Source organism: Ciceribacter lividus (assembly GCF_003337715.1).
In the GTDB taxonomy this organism is placed as follows: Bacteria; Pseudomonadota; Alphaproteobacteria; order Rhizobiales; family Rhizobiaceae; genus Allorhizobium; species Allorhizobium lividum.
On sequence record NZ_QPIX01000012.1, the window covers coordinates 1 to 20,772 of the forward strand.

Here is a 20,772-nt window from a genome sequence, read left to right on the forward strand (position 1 = left end):
GAGATTTCTCTAGAACGAAGGACATCGTCGCCAGCAGCGCCGCCGCCCTCGTCAGTGAGCGGATGTATAATCCTACCCCCTCAAACAAGTCAACAACCTTTTGTCAGAAAACTGACATTTTCTTGTAACCGATTGATCATCAACGATTTATTCGAAATCGTCAGGAAATCGGCGGAAGAAGGTCGCCCAGACCCTCGCTCACGTAAGGAGCGCGCGATCCGTCTGTAGACTTGGTGAGCGTCGTCGCCGAATTCAAGGTCCAAATTCGAGGGAAGGAACGCCAACGCGCCCCTTCCCTCCCCACCGAAAGCCTCAGAACGGGTAGTGCTGGCCGGCATCCTCGACGGTCACCCAACGCAGCGTCGTGAACTCGTTGATCGCCGCCTTGCCGCCGAACCGGCCGTAGCCGCTGCCCTTCACACCGCCGAACGGCATCTGTGCCTCGTCGGCAAGCGTCGGTCCGTTGACATGGCAAATCCCGGTCTCGAGCTGCTCGGCGACCTTTAGAGCGCGCTGGATGTCGCGGCTGAAGACTGCGGAAGACAGGCCGTATTCAGTGTCATTGGCGATGCGGATCGCCTCTTCATCTCCCGACACGCGGATCACCGGTTTCACGGGACCGAAGGATTCCTCGGCATAGACCCGCATGCCGGGATGAACCCCGTCGATGACCGTGGCCTCGACCACCGACCCCTGCCGCTTCCCGCCGGCGGCAACCTTCCCGCCCTTCTCGACGGCGTCGGCAACGAGGGCTTCCATTTTCGCGGCCGCCTCGGGGCTCACCAGCGAACCGAGTACCACGTGGCCGCGCGGGTCGCCCGCCGGCAGCCCGCCCGCGCGTGCGGCGAGCTTCTCCACGAATTCGTCGGCGATCTTTTCGTCGACGATGAAACGTTCCGTCGACATGCAGATCTGGCCCTGGTTCATGAAGGCACCGAAGACCGCAGCGTTCACCGCCCCGTCGATGTCGGCATCGTCGAGCACGATGAGCGGTGCCTTGCCGCCGAGTTCGAGCAGCGCCGGCTTGAGATGCCGGCCACAGAGCTCGCCAATGATCCGCCCGACGCGCGTCGAGCCGGTGAAATTCACCCGCTTGACCTCGGGTGCTGCGATCAGCGCTTCGACAATCTCGGCCGCATTCTCCGGCGCGTTGGTGACGACGTTGACCACGCCCTCCGGGAAGCCGGCATCGATGAACACCTGGCCGATCAGCACATGCAGCCCGGGGCAGAGCTCGGACGCCTTGAGGATGACGGTGTTGCCGCAGGCGAGCGCCATCGCGATCGCGCGCGTGCCGAGAATGACCGGAGCATTCCACGGCGCGATACCCAAGCAGACCCCGACCGGCTGGCGGACCGCCATCGCGAGCGTTCCCGGCTTGTCGGACGGGATGATCTCGCCGGAAATCTGGGTGGTCATCGCAGCCGCCTCGCGCAGCATGCTCGCCGCGAGCATGACGTTGAAACCGGCCCAGGGTGCCGTGCCGCCGGTTTCGGCCGTCAATAGTGAGATAAAGTCCGGCGCTCTGGCGTCCATCGCATCGGCCGCTTTCATGAGAAGAGACCGCCGCGCTCCTGGACCGAGCTTCGACCAGGCCGGAAAAGCGGCAGACGCTGCCGCAACCGCCGCCCTGACATCGTCGAGGCCGGAGGCGGGCGCGACCGAGGCGACTTCACCGGTGAATGGATCACGGCGTTCGAAGGTGGCTCCGGTCACTGCGTCGACAGATTTGCCGTTGATGATCTGCTGTATTCTCATGGTCGATCGTCTCCTCTCAAGATCTCTGGTGAAACAGGGTGGCGTGTGCAGCGCGCCGTCATATCGGGTAGGTCTCGCGGCGGCCATTGACGGTGATCCAGCGCAGTTCGGTGAACGCATCTACCGCCTGCATGCCGCCGAAGCGGCCATGGCCACTCGCCTTCACACCTCCGAAGGGTGCCTGCGGTTCGTCGGAAACCGTCGCGCCGTTGATGTGGCAAATGCCGGATTCGATCCGTCGTGCGACCTCCATCGCCCGTCCGACGTCCCGCCCGAAGACGGACGCCGAGAGCCCGTACTGGGTGTCGTTGGCGATCGTGACGGCCTCGTCGACGTCTGCAGCGCGGATGACGGCGACGACCGGCCCGAAACTCTCGTCGCCATAAAGGCGCATCGCCGGCGTCACGCCATCAAGCACGGTGGCGTCCATGAAGCTGTCGTGGCTCGTTCCACCCACGAGAAGACGTGCGCCCTTCGAAACCGCGTCCTCCACCAATGCCCGGACCCGCCTCACGGCCTCCGCACTGATCATTGAACCGAGCGGCGTACCCGCCCGTAGCGGGTCACCTGCCTTCAGACGCGCTGCCCGCGCGGCAAAGAGCGAGAGGAAATCCTCGGCGATCGCGTCGAGCAGGATGATGCGCTCGGTCGCCATGCAGATCTGGCCCTGGTTGAAGAAGGCTCCGAAGGCCGCCGCATCCGCGGCATGCTCGAGATCGGCATCCTCCAGCACCAGCATCGGCGCCTTGCCTCCCAGCTCGAGAAGGCAGGGCTTCAGGTGCCTGGCCGCGACCTGCCCCACCACGCGGCCGATGCGGGTCGAACCGGTAAAGTTGACGCGGCGAACGGCGGGATGGGCGATCAGCGTCTCGACGATGGCGGCCGCATCGGCCGGATCATTACTGACGACGTTCACCACGCCCGGCGGGAATCCGGCATCCCGCATGACGTCGCCGATCAGCCAATGGGTTCGCGGACAGAGTTCGGATGCCTTGAACACGACCGTATTGCCGCAGGCGAGCGGCATGGCTATTGCCCGGAAGCCGAGGGTTACCGGCGCATTCCACGGCGCAATCGCAAGGCAGACGCCGGCCGGTTGCCGGACGGCGAGCGACAACCGTCCCTCTACGGCGGAGGGTAACACAACCCCGCCTACGGCCGTGGTCATCGAGGCCGCGTCGCGGATGATCTCGGCGCCGAGCGAGAGATTGAAATCGCACCAACTGCGGGTGGCTCCGGTCTCCGCCGTCATCGCCGCCGCAAAATCGTCCGCCCGCGCGCTCAATATGTTTGCGGCACGTTCGAGAAGCGCGCGGCGTTCGCCGGGGCCGGTCGCGGACCAGGCGGGAAAGGCCGCCGCCGCCACATTCGCCGCACGTTCGGCATCTGCGGTCGAGGCCGCCGCAGCGACGGTCACGACCTCTCCGGTCACCGGATCGCGCCGGAGGAAGGTCGCCCCGCCGGCGGCATCCTCGTCGGCACTGCCGATCATCAGCCTCGCCTGGAACATTTCGGCCCCCTCGGACCCGGGTTCAAAAACGGTTCTTCAGGGGAATCCTGGCGCAAGCCAGCCAATGCGCTGCCATGCCCGCCAAGCCTCCTCCCAAAGGCATTTTGCGAGCTTAGGGGTTGACCTCGGTGTTGAGAATGCGATTTTCTGGCAGCGACATGTGATTTTCCGGTGATCTGCCATCGAAAGGCTGGGGACGGAAAGCCGGGGCTCCGATGACCGACAGACACGCCATTCACCGCAAACTGCGCTGCAATCCGCTTTCTCCGGCCTTGGCGCGACGATCGATGCGCATCACCGCACCACCTTACGAACATTTCGCGCACGTGCTCGTTCTTTCTGGCGGACAAGTCAGACTGCGCTCGCCGGCGCGCGACGAGGTTCTCGCCGGTCCCGTCGTGGCGATCCTGCCGCCCTGCGACGACCCGTCCCTGGTCATCGACGCGGGCAGTACGGGTCACATTCTCGGTCTTTCAAGCATGCTTCTGGCGGAGGTAGTCGAAGATCAGCCCGAAGGCCACGGCCTCAGACTTCTGCTGTCGCAGGAGATCATCCGGCAGGACATCGAACGCGCGGAGGTCGAGGCTCTCGTTCCGCTGCTTCGGGGCCTTTCCGATGAACTCGAGCGGGAACACCCGTCCATAATGGCCTCCTGCGCCTTTCTGCAGCTTCTCCTGTTGAGGGTCTGGCGTCTCACCGGCGCGGGTGACCTGCCTTTCACCAGGCCGGCGAAGACCGGCGACATTCTCCAGCGTTTTAGGCACCTCGTCGAAAGCCACTTCGAAGAACAGAGGCCAATCGGCTTCTACGCCGAACAGCTCGGCATTACCGCAGATCGGCTGCATTCGCTTTGCAGCAAGGCTCTCGGCAGGACACCGATCGAGCTTGTCCACGAGCGCACCATCCGCGAGGCAAAGATCAAGCTCGAACGCTCGCCGCGGAGCATCCATGGGATCGCCGAAAGCCTGGGCTTTCGCGATCCGACCTACTTCAGTCACTTCTTCAAGCGAAAAACCGGCCTATCCCCCGCCGCCTATCGCCAAAGCGTCGCCTCGATCGGCGGCGGGACGGGACAGGAAGAGCCGGCGAGCTACGCCGACTGGCCGTGATCGATCCGGCACATGATCGAATCACGGCGACAAACAGATATATCACGCCTGCCATTCGACCTCGGGCCTGACAGTTTGCCCTTTCCCCGACGGCAGCCGAGCGCAGCGATCGCCGCCGTATTCTTCACCGTGATGAAGACGCAGGACACACTCGCCTGACGGGGAGCAGCCGGGGAAATCTCCCCCGGCCGCACGCCAGACGAGACAAGCGAGGTGGCGTCAGCCCTTGGTGATCACGATCAGCGTCGTGAAGATCACCGGTACGGCCGTCAGAGCCGGCAGGATGATGGCCGGATAGCCGAAATAGCCGATCGCAAGAATCCAGACCAGGACCAGGTTGAGAATGAAGAGAAGCTTGGCAGTGGTCGGCCCGGTGAGGGCTTCCCTGAGCATCCATCCGAAAACAGGTACACTGTAGACCATTCTTGCGAGCATATCGGATTTCCTTTCTCCACGGGCGGCAGCCTTGATTTTCGTCAACCCGTAGACGCCATGGAGAGTCACCGCAATGCGGCATTTTGGCCTGTCGCCGCTTCCGACCGATTGCGCGCACCCGCGTCATCGGCTATCACCAATCGACCTGCACTGAAAAAGCCCGTGGTCACGACCGGAACGGTCCATTCCACGTCGCGAACCGGACGGCAGGCGAATTCAAAACCAGCGATGGTTCCACCCGACGAAAACGAAGTGGTGGATGAAAAGGGAATACGGTGAGGATTACCCATCAGGGGCCGAGACCGTAGCTGCCCCCGCAACTGTGAGCGGAGAGCGACGTCCAGCATGCCATTGGCCGGAAACGGTTGATAAGGCGGACCGAGCCGAGACCCGCGAGCCAGGAGACCTGCCATCGCCTCGGCCACGATTTTCGTGGCGTCTCAAGCAATTCCGCGCGGTGGGCGCGGAGGAAAGGCAATAGAATGCATATTGAAGTTGGAATTATCGATCCTGTTCGTATCGCGCTTGCGAACGCAGCCGCCCTCAGCGTCGTCGCGTCCCAGCTGCCGGCCGTCGTGCGCAACCCGCTGGCCGTGCCGAAGACCCTCGTTTCGGCCGTGGTGTTTTCCGCGCTGATGCAAGCCTGGCATCTGCCGGTCGGCCCGTCCGAACTGCACCTCATCGGCGCAACGACCATTTACATGCTCTTCGGCTTCGCACCGGCCATGCTCGGCTTCGCGCTCGGCCTCGTCCTGCAGGCTTTCCTGTTCGAGCCCGGCGACATCCCGCATCTCGGCGTCAACGCCCTCTCGCTGATGGTGCCGATGATCGCGGTCCACTACAGCTTCGGCCGCCGGCTTTTCGACGCCAAACTGCGGGACCGTTTCAACCTCGGCAAGGTCCTGCGCATCGACGCCGTCTATTACGCCGGCGTGTCGGCGATGGTCGGCTTCTGGCTGATGATCTCCAACGACGCGGTCGCCTTCACCGACTGGGCCGCCTGGGTCGCAGCCTATTTCCCGGTCTTCCTGGTCGAAGCCTTCATCACCTTCACCGCCGTGTCCGTGATCAAGGGCTTCCGCGCCAATGGGCTTGTCTCCCGCATGACCGAGGTCGGACGCCTGACCTTCGCCTGATACCGCCAGGCGCTTCTGCCTGCTGCAAGAACCGGAAAGCGCGTGGCGACCACCATGCGCTTTTTCTTTTGATAAGGAGCGGTCAAAGCGCCTTGGCTCTCCTTCCGCCGAAGGCCTCGCTTGACAAAACCCGGCGGTAAACTAAGGGTCCGGCGAGGACGACCGGCGTCCGTTCCATGACATCAGAAGGGCGAGGCCATTGCGCATTCTCTCCGAAGCCTATTTCCCCGAACTGCCGAACTACTATCGTGGCAAGGTTCGCGAAAACTACGATCTTCCGGACGGCCGGCGCATCATCATCTCGACCGACCGGCTGAGCGCCTTCGACCGCATTCTCACCTGCATTCCCTACAAGGGCCAGGTGCTGACCCAGACGGCCCGCTACTGGTTCGAGCAGACGAAGGATATCTGTCCGAACCACGTGCTGGACTACCCCGACCCGAACGTCGTCGTCGGCAAGAAACTCGACATCCTTCCCGTCGAGATCGTCGTGCGCGGATATCTCGCAGGCACGACGGGCACCTCCATCCTGACGCTCTACAAGGCCGGCCAGCGGGAGATGTATGGAATCCGGTTGCCGGACGGCATGCGCGACAACCAGGTCCTGCCGCAGGCGATCATCACCCCGACGAGCAAGGCTTTCGACGGCGGCCACGACGAGCCGCTGACGCCGGAGCAGATCGTCTCGACGGGACTGCTGACGCAGAAGCAGTGGGACATGCTTTCGGACTATGCGCTGGCGCTCTTCGCCCGGGGCCAGAAGCTCGCCGCAGAACGCGGACTCATCCTCGTCGACACCAAGTACGAGTTCGGTACCGACAAGGACGGCACCATCATCCTCGCCGACGAGATCCATACGCCGGACAGCAGCCGCTACTGGATCGCCGATAGTTATCCCCGGCACTTCGAGAAGGGCGAACGTCCGGTGAGCTTCGACAAGGACTTCGTCCGCTCGTGGGTCGCCGAACGGTGCGATCCTTACAAGGACGACATTCCGGAAATTCCGGCGAAACTGGTCGAGGAAACCTCGAAGGTCTATATAAAGGCGTATGAGGCAATTACCGGCGAGACGTTCGTGCCGGACGACAGCGGTGAAACGCCGCTGGCGAGGGTTCGCGCAAATCTCGATCGCTACTTCCCAGGGAGCTGAGTGAAGCGTTGGCGATCGCGCCGAAAGAGGAAGGGCTCCCGGCGAGCAACGTACGGGCCGGCACGCGCACCGCGCGGAGCCAGCGCAAGCCCCGTCGCCCGGCCGCGGAGACGCGCGAGGACATCCTCAACACGGCCGAGGAACTATTCCGGACCAAGGGCTTCACGAACGTTGCGGTGGCAGACGTCGCCGCAGCGCTCGGCATGTCGCCGGCCAATGTGTTCAAGCATTTCCATTCGAAAGTTGACCTCGTCGACGCCATTTCCGTGCGCCACCTCGAAGCCATGATCGAACGGCTCGCACGGCCGGACGACCGCAAGGCGCCCCCGGAGCGCCTTCTCCTCTTCGTCGAGCAGTTGATGGAAAGCCATCTGCAGGATCTCCAGAAGAGCCCGCACATCTTCGAGATGATCGTCTTTTCCGCCGGCCAGGAACTGGCCTGCGCCGAGCAATACCGCGAAATGCTGATCGACGACATCACCCGGATCATCGACGCGGGCGTCGAAAGCGGCGTCTACCACGTGAAGGACAGCCGCAAGACCGCCGAAGTCGCGGCAATGGCATTGGCCTGTGTGCTCCATCCGGTGTTGATCGCCAGGGAAAAGGCCGACATATTGGCAACACGTTGCCGTGAAGTTGTGGCTCTGATCGATACCGCACTGCAAAATCCGCTTGCAAAGTGACGATACTCTTCTTACGTCACTTCACATCGCCTCCCGTCCGGTGACGAGAGGACGACGCGGAATTATGCCGTCACCATCCCTTGTCCGGGATGAATGCGGCCCACGAAAAACTGACGCTTGCTAATTTTTGTCGGCCCTGCCGGCCCTCCCGTGCTCGCCTCTTTTCGGAAAGAAACGATGACCAGACGTTTTCTGCTGCCTTCTCTTTTCCTGCTCGCCGCCGCACTGGCGAGCTGCAACGATTCCGGTGATCAAAAGGCCGGAGCTGGCGCGGGAGCAGCGCGTCCGCCCTCCCCGGTCAGCGTCGTGACCCTCAAAAAATCCGAGCAACCGCTCACCACCGTGCTTTCGGGCAGGGCTGAGGCCTTCCAGACGGCTGAAATCCGCCCGCGCGTCGGCGGGGTGATCAAGCAGATCGCCATCAAGGAAGGCAGCTTCGTCAAGGCAGGTGATCTGCTCTACAAGATCGAGGACGACACCTATTTGGCGTCGGTCGCCGAAGCCCAGGCCGCGCTGGAAAAGTCGGAAGTCAGCGTGCCCGCGGCGGAAGCCAACCTGCAGCGTTACGAGCGCCTTGCAAATACGGGTGCCACGCAGAAGGAATACGAAGATGCGCGCACCACGCTGCTGCAGGCGAAAGCCTCGGTGGCGGAAGCCCGCGCCACCCTGCAGACCGCGCAGATCAGTCTTGGTCTCACGGAGATCCGTGCGCCCTTCGACGGCGTGACCTCCGCCACGAATTTCTCGATCGGCAACGTTGTCACGGCAAGTCAGACTGACTCCCTGATGACGCTTCGACAGATCAATCCGATCTATATCCAGCTGAACGAGTCGAGCGTAAACCTCTTGAGGTTGCGGGCGGCCATCGAGGCCGGCAAGCTGGAGCGAAACGACGACAGCGAGACCACCGATATCCGGCTGACGATGGAGGACGGCTCCGACTATCCGCATGTAGGCAAGCTGGACATGTCGGAAATGGCGGTGAGCACGACCACGGGCACCTTCACCATCCGCACACTCTTCGACAATTCTGACAACCTGATCCTGCCGGGCATGTATGTGCGCGCCACCATCACGGTCGGCAAGGAAGCAGGCTATCTCATTCCGCAGCGGGCAGCGGGCCGCAACGCCAACGGCGAACTGACCGCGAAATTCGTAACGGCGGAGAATAAGGTCGAAACCCGCACGTTCAGGAACAGCCAGCTCTCCGGCAACAGCTGGCTCGTCACGGAAGGAGTGAACGACGGCGACAAGCTGATCGTCGATGGCTTCCAGTGGATCGCCGACAATGCAACGGTCACCCCCATCCCCGCAGAGGTCGATGAAAAGGGCTTTGTCATCGAAAAGCCGGGCAATCAACCCGCTCCGGCGCCGAAATCATGATGTCCAAGGACATGCTCGGCAACATCGTGATCAGGAACTAGACCATGGCTAAATTCTTCATACGGCGACCGATCTTCGCATGGGTCATCGCTATCATCATCATGCTGGGCGGCACGCTGGCGATCAACACGCTGTCGATTTCGCAATATCCCGAGATCGCACCGCCGACAGTGCGCATCAGCGCGACCTATACCGGCGCCAGCGCCGATACCGTTCGCAAAACCGTCACGCAGGTCATCGAGGACGGTATGACGGGGCTGGACGGCCTCACCTACATGACATCGTCATCGACGACCGGCTCCTCCAGCATCACGCTGACCTTTGATAACAGCGTCGATCCCGACATTGCTCAGGTCCAGGTGCAGAACAAGCTTCAGCTTGTCACCTCCCAATTGCCGTCGGTTGTGCAAAATCTCGGCATTGAAGTGACCAAGTCCACGTCGAGCATTCTGCTGGTCGGGGCGTTGGTCTCCACGGATGGCAAGCGCTCCTCCGCCGATCTGGGCGATATCTTCGCCAGCCAGATTGAAGATCAGGTCAAGCGTCTGGAAGGCGTCGGCAGCATCAATTCCTTCGGTTCAGCCTACGCCATGCGCATCTGGCTCGACCCCTTCAAGTTGAAGAAGTTCCAGTTGACGGCTGCCGACGTGACCTCGGCCATCGAAGCGCAGAACACACAGGTGTCGGTAGGTTCGGTCGGCGGGCTGCCCTCGGTGGAAGGCCAACAGATCAATGTCACCATGACGGCCCAGAGTCAGCTCAACACTGTGTCCGATTTCGAGCGCATCATTCTCAAGGTCGACACCAGTGGTGCTAATGTTCGGCTCAGCGACGTGGCGCGCGTCGAAATCGGCCTTGAAACCTATTCCTCGACCTCCCGTTCCAATCGGCAACCCGCCTCCGGTTTCGCCGTGAACCTGGCAACCGGAGCAAATGCGCTCGACACGGCCGCTCTTGTCAAGGACAAGCTGGCGCAGATCGCACCGTCGTTGCCACAGAACGTCGAGATCATCTATCCTTACGACACGACGCCCTTCGTTTCGCTGTCGATCGAGAAGGTGGTCCACACACTGATCGAAGCGATCATCCTTGTCTTCTTCGTGCTGCTGATCTTCCTGCAGAACCTGCGCGCGACATTCATTCCGATGATCGCGGTGCCCGTCGTGCTGCTGGGAACCTTCGGGATCCTGGCCCTGACCGGCTACTCGATCAACACGCTCACGATGTTCGCGATGGTGTTGGCGATCGGCCTTCTCGTGGACGACGCGATCGTCGTCGTCGAGAACGTCGAGCGCATCATGTCGGAAGAAGGTCTCTCGCCGCTTGAAGCGACAGAGAAGTCGATGGGTGAAATCACCGGCGCCATCGTCGGTATCGCCCTTGTCCTCACCGCCGTGTTCATCCCGATGGCCTTCTTCGGAGGGTCCACCGGGATCATCTACCGGCAGTTCTCCGTGACCATCGTCTCGGCGATGCTGCTTTCGGCGCTCGTCGCGATCGTGCTCACGCCTGCGCTCTGCGCCACCATGCTGAAGCCGATCGACCACTCGAAGAAGCAGCGCGGCCCCGCCGCTTGGTTCAACCGAAACTTCGACCGCACCACACGCGGCTATGTCTCGAGCATCGGCTATCTGCTGAAACGCTCGACGCGGGTTCTCGTAGCCTTCGCCATCGTGATCGGCGGCTGCGCGTGGCTCTTCACGCGCCTGCCGAGTTCCTTCCTGCCGCAGGAGGACCAGGGCGTGCTGATGACCATCATCCAGCTTCCCAACGGCTCCACCAGTGCACAGACGGCCAAGGTCATCGAAAAGGTAGAGAACTACTATCTCGACAAGGAGAAGGACGTCATCGACAGCGTCTTTGCGGTCAACGGCTTCAGCTTTGCTGGCAGTGGGCAGAGCTATGCCCTGGTCTTCGCCAGACTGAAGGATTTCGACCTGCGCAAGGATCCGAGCATGGCGGCGGGCGCCGTCGTGCAGCGCGCCATGGGCTATTTCTTCTCTATCCGCGAGGCGCAGGTCTTCCCGATTCTGCCACCCGCCATCCAGGGCATGGGCAATTCCAGCGGCTTCTCCATGTATCTGGTGGATAACGGCAACCATGGCAGCGATGCCCTGGTCAACGCTTCGAAGCAACTGATGCAGGCGGCCAATAGCAGCGGCAAGGTCGTGGCCATGCGTGCCAATGACCGCGACGAGGAAAGCCAGGTCAAGCTCGATCTCGACCAGGAAAAGCTGAGTGCCATGGGCTTGAGCATTTCGGACGTCAATACGATGCTGACGACGATCTTCGCCGGCAGCCGTGTGAACGACTTCACGCTGAACAACAAGATCAAGAAGGTCTATGTCCAGGCCGATACGCCCTTCCGCATGCAGGCTGAGGATCTGAAATACTGGAATGCCCGCAATTCCCGCAGTGAAATGGTGCCTTTCTCGTCCTTCACCACGGCGAAGTGGGTGAACGGCCTGCCCTCCATCTCCGCCTTCAACGCGGTGAACGCCTTCTCGCTGGAAGGCTCCTCGGCTCCCGGCGTCAGCTCCGGCGATGCCATGAACGAGGTGGAGCGCATCGTCTCGCAAATGGGCGGCGGCTACACGGTGGCCTGGACGGGCATCTCGTACCAGGAACGACTCTCCGGCTCGCAGGCGCCACTGCTTTACGCGCTGGCGGTCCTGATCGTCTTCCTGTGCCTTGCGGCACTCTACGAAAGCTGGTCGATCCCCTTCTCGGTCATCATGGCCGTGCCGGTCGGGGTTCTCGGCGCGTTGACGGCGGCCCATTTCCTCGGCCAGTCCAACGACGTCTACTTCAAGGTGGGGCTGCTGACGACCATCGGCCTTGCCGCGAAGAACGCCATCCTGATCGTGGAGTTTGCGAGAGAGCGGCAGTCACACGGCATCTCGCTGATCGACGCAACGCTCGAGGCAGCCCGCCTCCGCCTGCGCCCGATCATCATGACCTCGCTCGCCTTCATCCTCGGCGTGGCTCCGCTGGCGGTCGCGACGGGTGCCGGTTCCGCGGCCCAGAACGCGATCGGTATCGGCGTCCTCGGAGGCATGGTCGCAGCAACGGGGCTCGGCGTCTTCTTCGTGCCGTCGTTCTTCGTCATCGTCCGGCGGCTCGTCACCCGTGCAAAAGGACAAGAGGCCCTGTCATGAGAGACGCGGAGTTGCTAATCTCCCCAAATCACCGGGGCCGATTCCACCGGAATTGAACAAGCATTGGCGACGGGGGACACCGGTCGTTCCCGACCTCCCCCGTGCCGACAACACGAGTGTATTTACAGGATCAAACAATGAAGTCCATTCGCGTAGCCGCGCCACTTGCCATGCTTTTCCTCGCCGGATGCGTTTCCGGCCCCGAGCATACGCCACCTGAAACACCGTTGCCGCAGAAGTTCGGCGAAGGCAGCACCAAAAGCGCCGGCGACGTCACCATGGCGCCCTGGTGGACCGCCTTCAACGACCGCCGCCTCGACGGCCTTGTCCAACAAGGTCTCTCACAGAACCTCGACATCCTGCAGGCGATGGAGCGCATCACGTCGGCCGAAGCGAACGTCGTCGTCGCCGGTGCCGGCGCCCTGCCGAGCCTTACCGGGTCCGCCGACGAAACGGTGAGCCGCACCAAGGGGACCGACGACTACAAGAGCCGTACCTCCGACACCCTGTCGACTGCGAGCGGTGGCCTGAACATATCCTGGCTTCTCGACCTGTTCGGCCAGTACAAGCGCGCAAAGGAAAGCGCGGAAGCATCGGTAGACGCCGCCTATGCGAGCGCCGATGTCGCAAGGCTCACTTACCTCTCGGATCTCGTCACCTCTTATATCAGTGCCCGCTACTACCAGGAACGGCTGGCGATCGCCCGCAAGAACATCGCCTCACGCCGGGAAACGCTGGAGCTCACCAAGCTGCAGCTCGAGGCCGGGGCGGCTTCGCGCCTGGACGTCGTTCAGGCGGAAGGCCTGGTCAACTCGACGCTTTCCGAACTGCCCGGCTATGAGACCAACTTCCGCAAGTCGGCGCACCACATCGCGACCTTGCTCGGACTACCGGCCTCTTCCCTCGTTGCAGATCTGCAGAAGGGCGCACCGCAGCCGTTCGCGCGCCGCAGCGTGAATGCCGGCGTTCCGGCCGACCTGATCCGCAATCGTCCCGACATCCGCCAGGCGGAACGTAACCTGGCGTCGGCAGTCGCCGAAATCGGCGTCGCGGAAGCCCAGCTCTATCCGACAATCACGCTCGGCGGTGCGATCACCCCGTCCTTCCTGTCGACCAAGTCTCTGAGCGGCAGCGTCACCTCGTGGAGCTTCGGCCCGAGCCTCTCGCTGCCGATCCTCGACGGCGGACGCCTGCGGGCCAATGTCGATATCGCCAACTCGAGCGCACGCGAACAGTATCTCGCCTGGAAGGCGACCGTGCTGAACGCTGTCGAGGAAGTCGAGAATGCGCTTGCGGCCGTCAACCGCGACAGCCGGACGGTGAGTGCGCTGACGGCGACCGTCCGCTCCTATGAGGAAGCGCTGTCGCTTTCGACGGCGAGCTACAAGGACGGCGCGTCGTCGCTGCTCGACGTTCTCGATGCACAGCGTTCAGTCGCCACCGCGCAGGCGAACCTCGCCCAGGCCGTGCAGCAGATGGCCGCCGACTACGTCACGCTCAACGTCGCGATCGGCGGCGGCTATGCCTTCGACAAGCCGGTGAAGGTTGCGGCCAAGAAGTAGGCCAGAGCACCGAGCGGAAACACGCTTCGACACCCGGCAACCTAGGTGGTTGCCGGGTGTTTCTGTCTTCGGGTCAGGCGCTCAGAAGGTCGCCGGCGTGTTGATCCAGATGAGCACCGTTTCGCCGTCGAAGCTGTTCCGCCAGGAATGAGGCCTGCGGCTTTCGAAATAGAAGCTGTCGCCGGCATGAAGATCGAAGAACTGGTCGCCATCGAGGATGATGGCGAGGCTGCCGGCAAGGACATGGATGAATTCCTCGCCCTCATGCTGATAGGCCCCCTCGCTCGATGCGCCGGGCGCCAATTGAAACCGGTGGCACTCCATCATGTTGTTGCCCTCGGCGAGGGTCTGGATGGTGACACCGGATGCCGTCGTCGGCCAACTCGGCCATTTGCCGTCGCGGATCAGCGATTCCCGCGCGTCCTGCTTCTCCCGACCGCCGAGCGAGGCGATGGTCGTTCCGAGGCAGGTGGCGACCGCGTGCAGCGCTGTGAAGGAAAGGCCCTGTGACGTCCGCTCGAAGGTGGAAAGCTGGGAGATCGACACGCCGGTCGCCTGTGCGATTGCCTCGAGCGTCTTGCCCGCCTGTCGCCGCAGATGCCGGATCTTGAAGCCGATCGGCATCTCTCCCCCGTCTTCCGCCGGTTCGCCGGAAACGCCGGCGTCGACATCTTCCTCTTCGGCCATCCCCTCCTCCCGCAGCGTCTCGCGGATCGCGGCGGGATTGAGCCCCTTCTCGCTGCGGAGCCAGGCGATGGTCTTCAGCCGTTCGACGAGCTCATGGTCATAGAGCCGTTGCCCCGACGGTGTACGGATCGGCCTTATGAGTTCCTGCGTTTCCCAAAGCCGCAGGGTGGACGGGGAAACCCCCGCCATACGGGCGGCTTCGGCGATCCTGAAGCGGATATCGTCCATGGGGATCGGGCTCCATTTCCCGGTGTCGCTGCTATGCGTGATAATTGCGATAAAGCATATTGCAAGTCTACAGAAAAAATGTAGGAAATATTGCAGCTTTGCGATCGCCCAAAGGCCGCGTCGAAGGCCAACACGCTCACCAGAGGAATTTTTGACGATGAAAAACTCCGAAATCTCAGCCCGCAAGAACGAGGCCATCTCCCGTGGCGTGGGCATGACGACCCAGGTCTATGCGGCAAAGGCCGAGAATGCCGAAGTCTGGGACGTCGAAGGACGCCGCTATATCGACTTCGCCGGCGGCATCGCCGTTCTCAACACCGGCCATCGCCATCCGAAGGTGATCGACGCGGTCAAGAAGCAGCTCGACTGCTTCACCCACACCTGCCACCAAGTGGTACCTTACGAGAATTACGTCGCACTGGCCGAGCGGCTCAACAAGCTTGTTCCCGGTGACTTCCCGAAGAAGACGATCTTTGCCACCACGGGCGCCGAAGCGGTCGAGAACGCCGTCAAGATCGCCCGTTGCGCCACCGGCCGCTCGGCCGTGATCGCCTTCACCGGCGGTTTCCACGGCCGCACCTTCATGGGCATGGCGCTGACCGGCAAGGTCGTCCCCTACAAGGTCGGCTTCGGCTCGATGATGGGCGACGTCTTCCACGTCCCCTTCCCGATCGAACTGCACGGCATCGATGTCGAGACCTCGCTCGACGTTCTCGACAAGCTCTTCAAGGCGGATGTCGATCCGAAGCGTGTCGCCGCGATCATCATCGAGCCGGTTCAGGGCGAAGGCGGCTTCTATGACGTGCCGCGCGCACTGATGAAGGCGCTGCGCCAGATCTGCGACGAGCACGGCATCCTGCTGATCGCCGACGAAGTGCAGACCGGCTTTGCCCGCACCGGCAAGCTGTTCGGCATGGAACACTACGATGTTCAGCCCGACCTGATGACCATGGCGAAGAGTCTTGCAGGCGGTTTCCCGCTGTCGGCAGTGACCGGCCGCGCCGAACTGATGGACGCCCCCGGACCGGGCGGCCTCGGCGGCACCTATGCCGGCAACCCGCTGGCGATCGCCGCAGCCCACGCCGTGCTCGACGTTATCGAGGAGGAGAAGCTCTGCGATCGCGCCAACCAGCTCGGCGCCCGCCTGAAACAGCGCCTTCAGGCCTTGCGCTCCGATGTCGGCCAGATCTCCGATATCCGCGGCCCCGGCTTCATGGTCGCCGTCGAGTTTGCCGTACCGGGCTCGACCAAGCCGAATGCGGACTTCACCAATGCGGTTCGCTTGAGGGCTCTGGAAAAGGGTGTCATCCTGCTGACCTGCGGCGTCTACTCCAACGTCGTCCGCTTCCTGGCCCCGATCACGATCCAGGACGAGGTCTTCAACGAAGCGCTCGACGTGATCGAGAGCTCGATCCGCGAATGCGCTGAGGAGGCAAAGTAATGGCCATTTCGAACAGCCTTGCATCCAGGCTCAAGGATCCGTCGCTTGCGTCGGATCGGGCCCTTGTCGGCGCCGACTGGGTCTCGCAGAGCGAGAGCGGCAAGACCTTCGACGTCACGAACCCGGCGAACGGTGAAGTCATCGCCACCCTGCCCGACCTCGGCAAGGTGGAGGTGACCCGCGCAATCGACGCCGCCTACAAGGCGCAGAAGGCCTGGGCCCGCAAGACCGGCAAGGAACGGGCTGCGGTGCTTCGCAAGCTCTACGACCTGATGGTCGCCAATGCCGACGACCTCGCCACCATCCTGACGATGGAAATGGGCAAGCCCTGGCCCGAGGCCCGCGGCGAGATCCTCTACGGCGCCTCCTACGTCGAGTGGTTCGGCGAGGAAGCCAAGCGCGTCTATGGTGACACCATTCCCGGTCACCAGCCCGACAAGCGGATCCTCGTGATAAAGCAGCCGGTCGGTGTCGTCGGGGCGATCACGCCGTGGAACTTCCCGAATGCCATGCTGGCCCGCAAGATGGCGCCGGCCGTCGCCGTCGGTTGCGCCATGGTGTCGAAGCCGGCCGCACAGACGCCGCTTTCGGCGCTGGCGCTCGCGATCCTCGCGGAACGGGCCGGCCTCCCGGCCGGCGTCTTCTCCGTCGTCACGGCGACCGACGCCGCCATGGTGGGCAAGGAGCTCTGCGACAACGACAAGGTGCGCAAGCTCACCTTCACCGGCTCCACGAACGTCGGCCGGATCCTGATGCGTCAGGGCGCCGACCAGATCAAGAAGCTCGGCCTCGAGCTCGGCGGCAATGCGCCCTTCATCGTCTTCGATGACGCGGACCTCGATGCCGCCGTCGAGGGCGCCATGATCTCGAAGTACCGCAATGCCGGCCAGACCTGCGTCTGCGCCAACCGGCTCTACGTGCAGGCGGGCGTCTATGACGCCTTCGCGGCGAAGCTCGCCGAGCGGGTATCGAAGATGAAGGTCGGCGACGGTTTCGCCGAAGGCGTGACCACCGGCCCGCTGATCGACGAGAACGCGCTGAAGAAGGTCAGGGAGCACGTCTCCGACGCCGTCTCGAAGGGCGCCAAGGTCGCGATCGGCGGCGAGGCGGCGGAACAGGGCGGCCTGTTCTTCCAGCCGACCATCCTGACCGGCGTGACCTCCGAAATGAAGGTGGCGGTCGAGGAGACCTTCGGCCCCGTGGCCCCGCTCTTCAAGTTCGAGACCGAAGAGGAAGTAGTCGAACTCGCCAACGCCACCGAATTCGGGCTCGCCTCCTACTTCTTCTCGAAGGACGTCTCGAAGATCTTCCGCGTCGCGGAAGCCCTGGAATACGGCATGGTCGGCGTCAATACCGGCCTGATCTCCACTGAGGTCGCCCCCTTCGGCGGCATCAAGCAGTCCGGTCTCGGCCGCGAGGGCTCCAAGTACGGGATCGATGACTATACCGAGATCAAGTACATGTGCCTCGGCATCGAGATCTGAGACATACTGAGACAGGAAAGCCCCGGAATGGCCTCACCATTCCGGGGCTTTCTGCATTCAATCGCTGCGAGCCTCAGTTCTTGGCGCGCTCGACGTAGGAATTGTCTTCGGTCGCGATGACCACGCGGGTGCCGGCGTCGATGTGCGGCGGCACCATGGTGCGGATACCGTTCGAGAGCATCGCCGGCTTGTAGGAGGACGATGCCGTCTGGCCCTTCACGACCGGCTCGGTTTCGACGATTTCGAGCGTGACGTGGCGCGGAAGCTCGATGGCGAGCGGCACACCCTCGTGGATCGAGAGAACGCAGGTCATGCCTTCCTGCAGGTAGGCCTTCTGGTCGCCCATGGTTTCCACGTCGACGACGACCTGGTCATAGGTTTCCGGGTTCATGAAGTGGAAGCCTTCACCGTCCTCGTAGAGATACTGGAAGTTCAGGTCTTCGACGAAGGCGCGCTCGACCTGCTCGGTGGTGCGCCAGCGCTCGGACACCTTCACGCCGTCGACGATGCGCCGCATGTTCACCTGCGTGACCGGGGTGCCCTTGCCCGGATGGAAGTTTTCGGCGGTGAGCACGACGTAGAGCTTGCCGTCGACTTCGAGAACATTGCCCTTGCGGACGGAGGAGGCGATAATCTTGACCATTGGAATTCCTTGTATCTGCGAAAGACCCGTCGTAAAGGACGCCGATCCGCCCCGGGACATCTTCGAAACTTTTCCTGGGCGCAACTAACCCAAAATCCGCTAAATTGCCAGCCCGCGATGCAACAACCTTCGAGAAAGACGCGATGAACGGCCGAAGCACCGCCACACCGGCCTGGTGGACGCCGTCGATCCATGCCGATCGCCGCCCGTTTCTCCTCGGGCGCAACGCGATCCAGGCAAAGTTGCGCGTCTTCTTCGCCGAGCGTGACTTCGTCGAAGTCGATACCGCGACGTTGCAGGTTTCCCCGGGCAACGAGGCGCATCTCCATGCGTTCGCGACCGCCGCGACCGGACCGGACGGGCGATCGGCGCCGCTTTTCCTGCACACCTCGCCGGAATTTGCCTGCAAGAAGCTGCTCTCCGCCGGCGAGAAGCGCATCGCCTGCTTCGCCCACGTCTATCGCAACCGCGAGCGCGGTCCCCTGCACCATCCCGAGTTCACCATGCTCGAATGGTATCGCACCGGGGAATCCTACGAGCAGCTGATGGCCGACTGCGCCGACATCCTGGCGCTCGCAGCCGAGACGACGAAGAGCCGTGCGTTCACCTGGCGGGAGCGCACCGTCGACCCGTTCGTCGAACCGGAACGGCTGAGCGTCGCCGAAGCCTTCGACCGTTTCGCCGGCATCGACCTGCTCGGCTCCGTCGAAGACAGCGGTGCGACCGATCGCGACCGCTTGGCCGCCGAGATGCGCAAGGCCGGCATCCGCGTCGCCGAGGACGACACCTGGGCCGATCTCTTCAGCCGCGTGCTGGTCGAGAAGATCGAGCCGAACCTCGGCTTCGGCCGGGCAACGATCCTTGATGAGTATCCGGTGAGCGAGGCGGCACTTGCTCGCCCCTCCGCCCGGGACCCCCGGGTCGCCGAACGCTTCGAACTCTATGCCTGTGGCGTGGAACTCGCCAATGCCTTCGGCGAGCTGACGAATGCTGTCGAGCAGCGCCGGCGGTTCGAGGCGGAAATGACGGAGAAGCAGCGCGTCTACGGCGAGACCTATCCGCTGGACGAGGACTTCCTTTCCGCTCTCGACATCATGCCGGAGGCAAGCGGCATCGCACTCGGCTTCGACCGGCTGGTGATGCTGGCAACCGGCGCACCGAGGATCGAACACGTCCTGTGGGCTCCGGTCGCGGAGATCGGCTGATGGCGAGCCGCAGCATCACGACCGTCGACGAGCTCGTCACAGCGGGCCTGATTGCAGCCGGGGAAGAAGCGGCGGCTGCCGCCGTTGCCGAGCACTATGCGATCGCCGTCACTCCGGCGATGGCGGACCTCATCGACCCGTCGGATCCGCTTGATCCGATTGCCGCACAGTTCGTCCCGACCGCCGCCGAGCTCGTCCGGACCGAGGAGGAACGGGACGATCCGATCGGCGACCGGCCGTTCACGCCGCTTCCAGGCATCGTCCATCGCTATCCCGACCGGGTTCTGCTGAAGGTCGTTCACGTCTGCCCGGTCTACTGTCGCTTCTGCTTCCGCCGCGAGATGGTCGGTCCGCAGGGCGACGGCACGCTGACCGCCGAACAATTGTCTGCCGCCCTCGACTACGTCCGGGCGAACACCGGAATCTGGGAGGTCATCCTGACCGGCGGCGACCCACTCGTGCTCTCGGCGCGGCGTCTCGCCGAGATCATGCGGCAGCTGGCGACGATCCCGCATGTGAAGATCGTCCGCATCCATAGCCGCGTGCCGGTCGTCGACCCGGAAAGGATCGACGCCGCAATGATCGACGCCCTGAAGCAGGGCGGCAAGACGGTCTATGTCGCCCTTCACGCGAACCATCCGCGCGAACTCTCCGCGCCGGCGCGCAACGCCTGCGCGCGGCTGGTCGACGCCGGGATCGTGATGGTGAGCCAGACCGTGCTCCTGAAGGGAATCAACGACGACATGACGGTGCTCGATGAGCTGATGCGCACCTTCGTCGAGAACCGCATCAAGCCCTATTACCTCCATCATCCGGACCTCGCGCCCGGCACCGGCCATTTCCGGCTGTCGATCAAAGAAGGTCAGGCGCTCGTGCGCGCGCTCAGGACACGTCTCTCCGGCCTCTGCATTCCCGCCTATATCCTCGACATTCCCGGCGGCCACGGTAAGATCGAGATCAGCGAGCGGGCCCTGGCCGGAGATCCGGATGCCGGCTACTGCGTCACTGACCCGCAGGGCAACACGCACCCCTATCCGGTAAAGAAGTAAGAAGACGTCGCGAGCGAGGTAAAGTACGACTTCCTTCCTTTCCGGAAAGGAAGGAAGGGCTCGTTCGACGGGCGGCGGCGACCATTCTTGTGGTCATTTTTGTTTAACTACGGCGTTTAGCGGAATCTTATGCTTTCACCCGTAGAACGCA

General features: G+C 62.9%; 16 protein-coding genes and 1 riboswitch. Of the genes, 11 read left to right on the forward strand and 5 right to left on the reverse strand.

The features are described 5' to 3' along the window. Positions 1-312 precede the first annotated feature (312 nt). Positions 313-1,758, reverse strand: coding sequence for an aldehyde dehydrogenase (locus DFR48_RS18535; protein WP_114364710.1), 1,446 nt, complete (start codon positions 1,756-1,758; stop codon positions 313-315). 58 nt (positions 1,759-1,816) lie between these two features. Continuing rightward, positions 1,817-3,268, reverse strand: coding sequence for an aldehyde dehydrogenase (locus DFR48_RS18540; protein WP_114364711.1), 1,452 nt, complete (start codon positions 3,266-3,268; stop codon positions 1,817-1,819). A gap of 215 nt (positions 3,269-3,483) precedes the next feature. Here DFR48_RS18540 and DFR48_RS18545 point away from each other — a divergent pair, with 215 nt between their 5' ends. After that, entirely contained in the window at positions 3,484-4,377 is an 894-nt protein-coding gene (locus DFR48_RS18545) for a helix-turn-helix transcriptional regulator (RefSeq protein ID WP_114364712.1), read from the forward strand. A 219-nt stretch (positions 4,378-4,596) separates the two neighbouring features. On the opposite strand, the gene DFR48_RS18550 is transcribed toward DFR48_RS18545, so the two are convergent. Continuing rightward, positions 4,597-4,812: a hypothetical protein gene (locus DFR48_RS18550; RefSeq protein WP_114364713.1), complete on the reverse strand. Its 216-nt coding sequence runs from the start codon at positions 4,810-4,812 to the stop codon at positions 4,597-4,599. 212 nt (positions 4,813-5,024) lie between these two features. Beyond that, a riboswitch (cobalamin riboswitch) is annotated at positions 5,025-5,240 on the forward strand. Between the two features lie 54 nt (positions 5,241-5,294). Here DFR48_RS18550 and DFR48_RS18555 point away from each other — a divergent pair. From DFR48_RS18555 to DFR48_RS18580, 6 genes are all read left to right on the forward strand, one after another. Continuing rightward, on the forward strand, positions 5,295-5,948 hold the full coding sequence (locus DFR48_RS18555; protein ID WP_114364714.1) for an energy-coupling factor ABC transporter permease: 654 nt from the start codon (positions 5,295-5,297) through the stop codon (positions 5,946-5,948). 199 nt (positions 5,949-6,147) lie between these two features. Then, complete coding sequence (locus tag DFR48_RS18560; RefSeq protein WP_114364715.1) at positions 6,148-7,098, forward strand: phosphoribosylaminoimidazolesuccinocarboxamide synthase; 951 nt, start codon at positions 6,148-6,150, stop codon at positions 7,096-7,098. 122 nt (positions 7,099-7,220) lie between these two features. Next, complete coding sequence (locus tag DFR48_RS18565) at positions 7,221-7,781, forward strand: TetR family transcriptional regulator (RefSeq protein WP_245415664.1); 561 nt, start codon at positions 7,221-7,223, stop codon at positions 7,779-7,781. A gap of 177 nt (positions 7,782-7,958) precedes the next feature. Then, positions 7,959-9,164 carry an efflux RND transporter periplasmic adaptor subunit gene (locus tag DFR48_RS18570; RefSeq protein ID WP_114364716.1) on the forward strand — a complete coding sequence of 402 codons (1,206 nt, stop codon included), beginning with the start codon at positions 7,959-7,961 and terminating at the stop codon, positions 9,162-9,164. Positions 9,165-9,208: 44 nt separating this feature from the next. Next, positions 9,209-12,322 carry an efflux RND transporter permease subunit gene (locus DFR48_RS18575; RefSeq protein ID WP_114364717.1) on the forward strand — a complete coding sequence of 1,038 codons (3,114 nt, stop codon included), beginning with the start codon at positions 9,209-9,211 and terminating at the stop codon, positions 12,320-12,322. 137 nt (positions 12,323-12,459) lie between these two features. Then, positions 12,460-13,884, forward strand: a complete 1,425-nt coding sequence (locus DFR48_RS18580) for an efflux transporter outer membrane subunit (protein WP_114364718.1) — start codon at positions 12,460-12,462, stop codon at positions 13,882-13,884. An 81-nt stretch (positions 13,885-13,965) separates the two neighbouring features. On the opposite strand, the gene DFR48_RS18585 is transcribed toward DFR48_RS18580, so the two are convergent. Beyond that, positions 13,966-14,799: a MerR family transcriptional regulator gene (locus DFR48_RS18585; RefSeq protein WP_114364719.1), complete on the reverse strand. Its 834-nt coding sequence runs from the start codon at positions 14,797-14,799 to the stop codon at positions 13,966-13,968. 157 nt (positions 14,800-14,956) lie between these two features. Between DFR48_RS18585 and DFR48_RS18590 the strand changes: the two genes are divergently transcribed. Together DFR48_RS18590 and DFR48_RS18595 are read left to right on the forward strand one after the other, a co-directional pair. Further along, positions 14,957-16,240: a 4-aminobutyrate--2-oxoglutarate transaminase gene (locus DFR48_RS18590; RefSeq protein ID WP_114364720.1), complete on the forward strand. Its 1,284-nt coding sequence runs from the start codon at positions 14,957-14,959 to the stop codon at positions 16,238-16,240. Beyond that, a complete protein-coding gene (locus DFR48_RS18595) occupies positions 16,240-17,724 on the forward strand; it encodes an NAD-dependent succinate-semialdehyde dehydrogenase (RefSeq protein ID WP_114364721.1) in 1,485 nt (494 codons plus the stop codon). The genes DFR48_RS18590 and DFR48_RS18595 overlap by 1 nt, the downstream gene beginning before the upstream one ends. A gap of 73 nt (positions 17,725-17,797) precedes the next feature. Here the strand turns inward: DFR48_RS18595 and efp are convergent, their stop codons facing one another. Then, positions 17,798-18,367 carry an elongation factor P gene (gene efp / locus DFR48_RS18600; RefSeq protein ID WP_114364722.1) on the reverse strand — a complete coding sequence of 190 codons (570 nt, stop codon included), beginning with the start codon at positions 18,365-18,367 and terminating at the stop codon, positions 17,798-17,800. A 143-nt stretch (positions 18,368-18,510) separates the two neighbouring features. On the opposite strand from efp, the gene epmA reads away from it, so the two are divergent. Both epmA and DFR48_RS18610 read left to right on the forward strand, forming a co-directional pair. Beyond that, complete coding sequence (gene epmA / locus DFR48_RS18605; protein ID WP_114364723.1) at positions 18,511-19,572, forward strand: EF-P lysine aminoacylase EpmA; 1,062 nt, start codon at positions 18,511-18,513, stop codon at positions 19,570-19,572. Beyond that, on the forward strand, positions 19,569-20,621 hold the full coding sequence (locus DFR48_RS18610) for a lysine-2,3-aminomutase-like protein (protein ID WP_210206016.1): 1,053 nt from the start codon (positions 19,569-19,571) through the stop codon (positions 20,619-20,621). The genes epmA and DFR48_RS18610 overlap by 4 nt, the downstream gene beginning before the upstream one ends. Positions 20,622-20,772 lie beyond the last annotated feature (151 nt).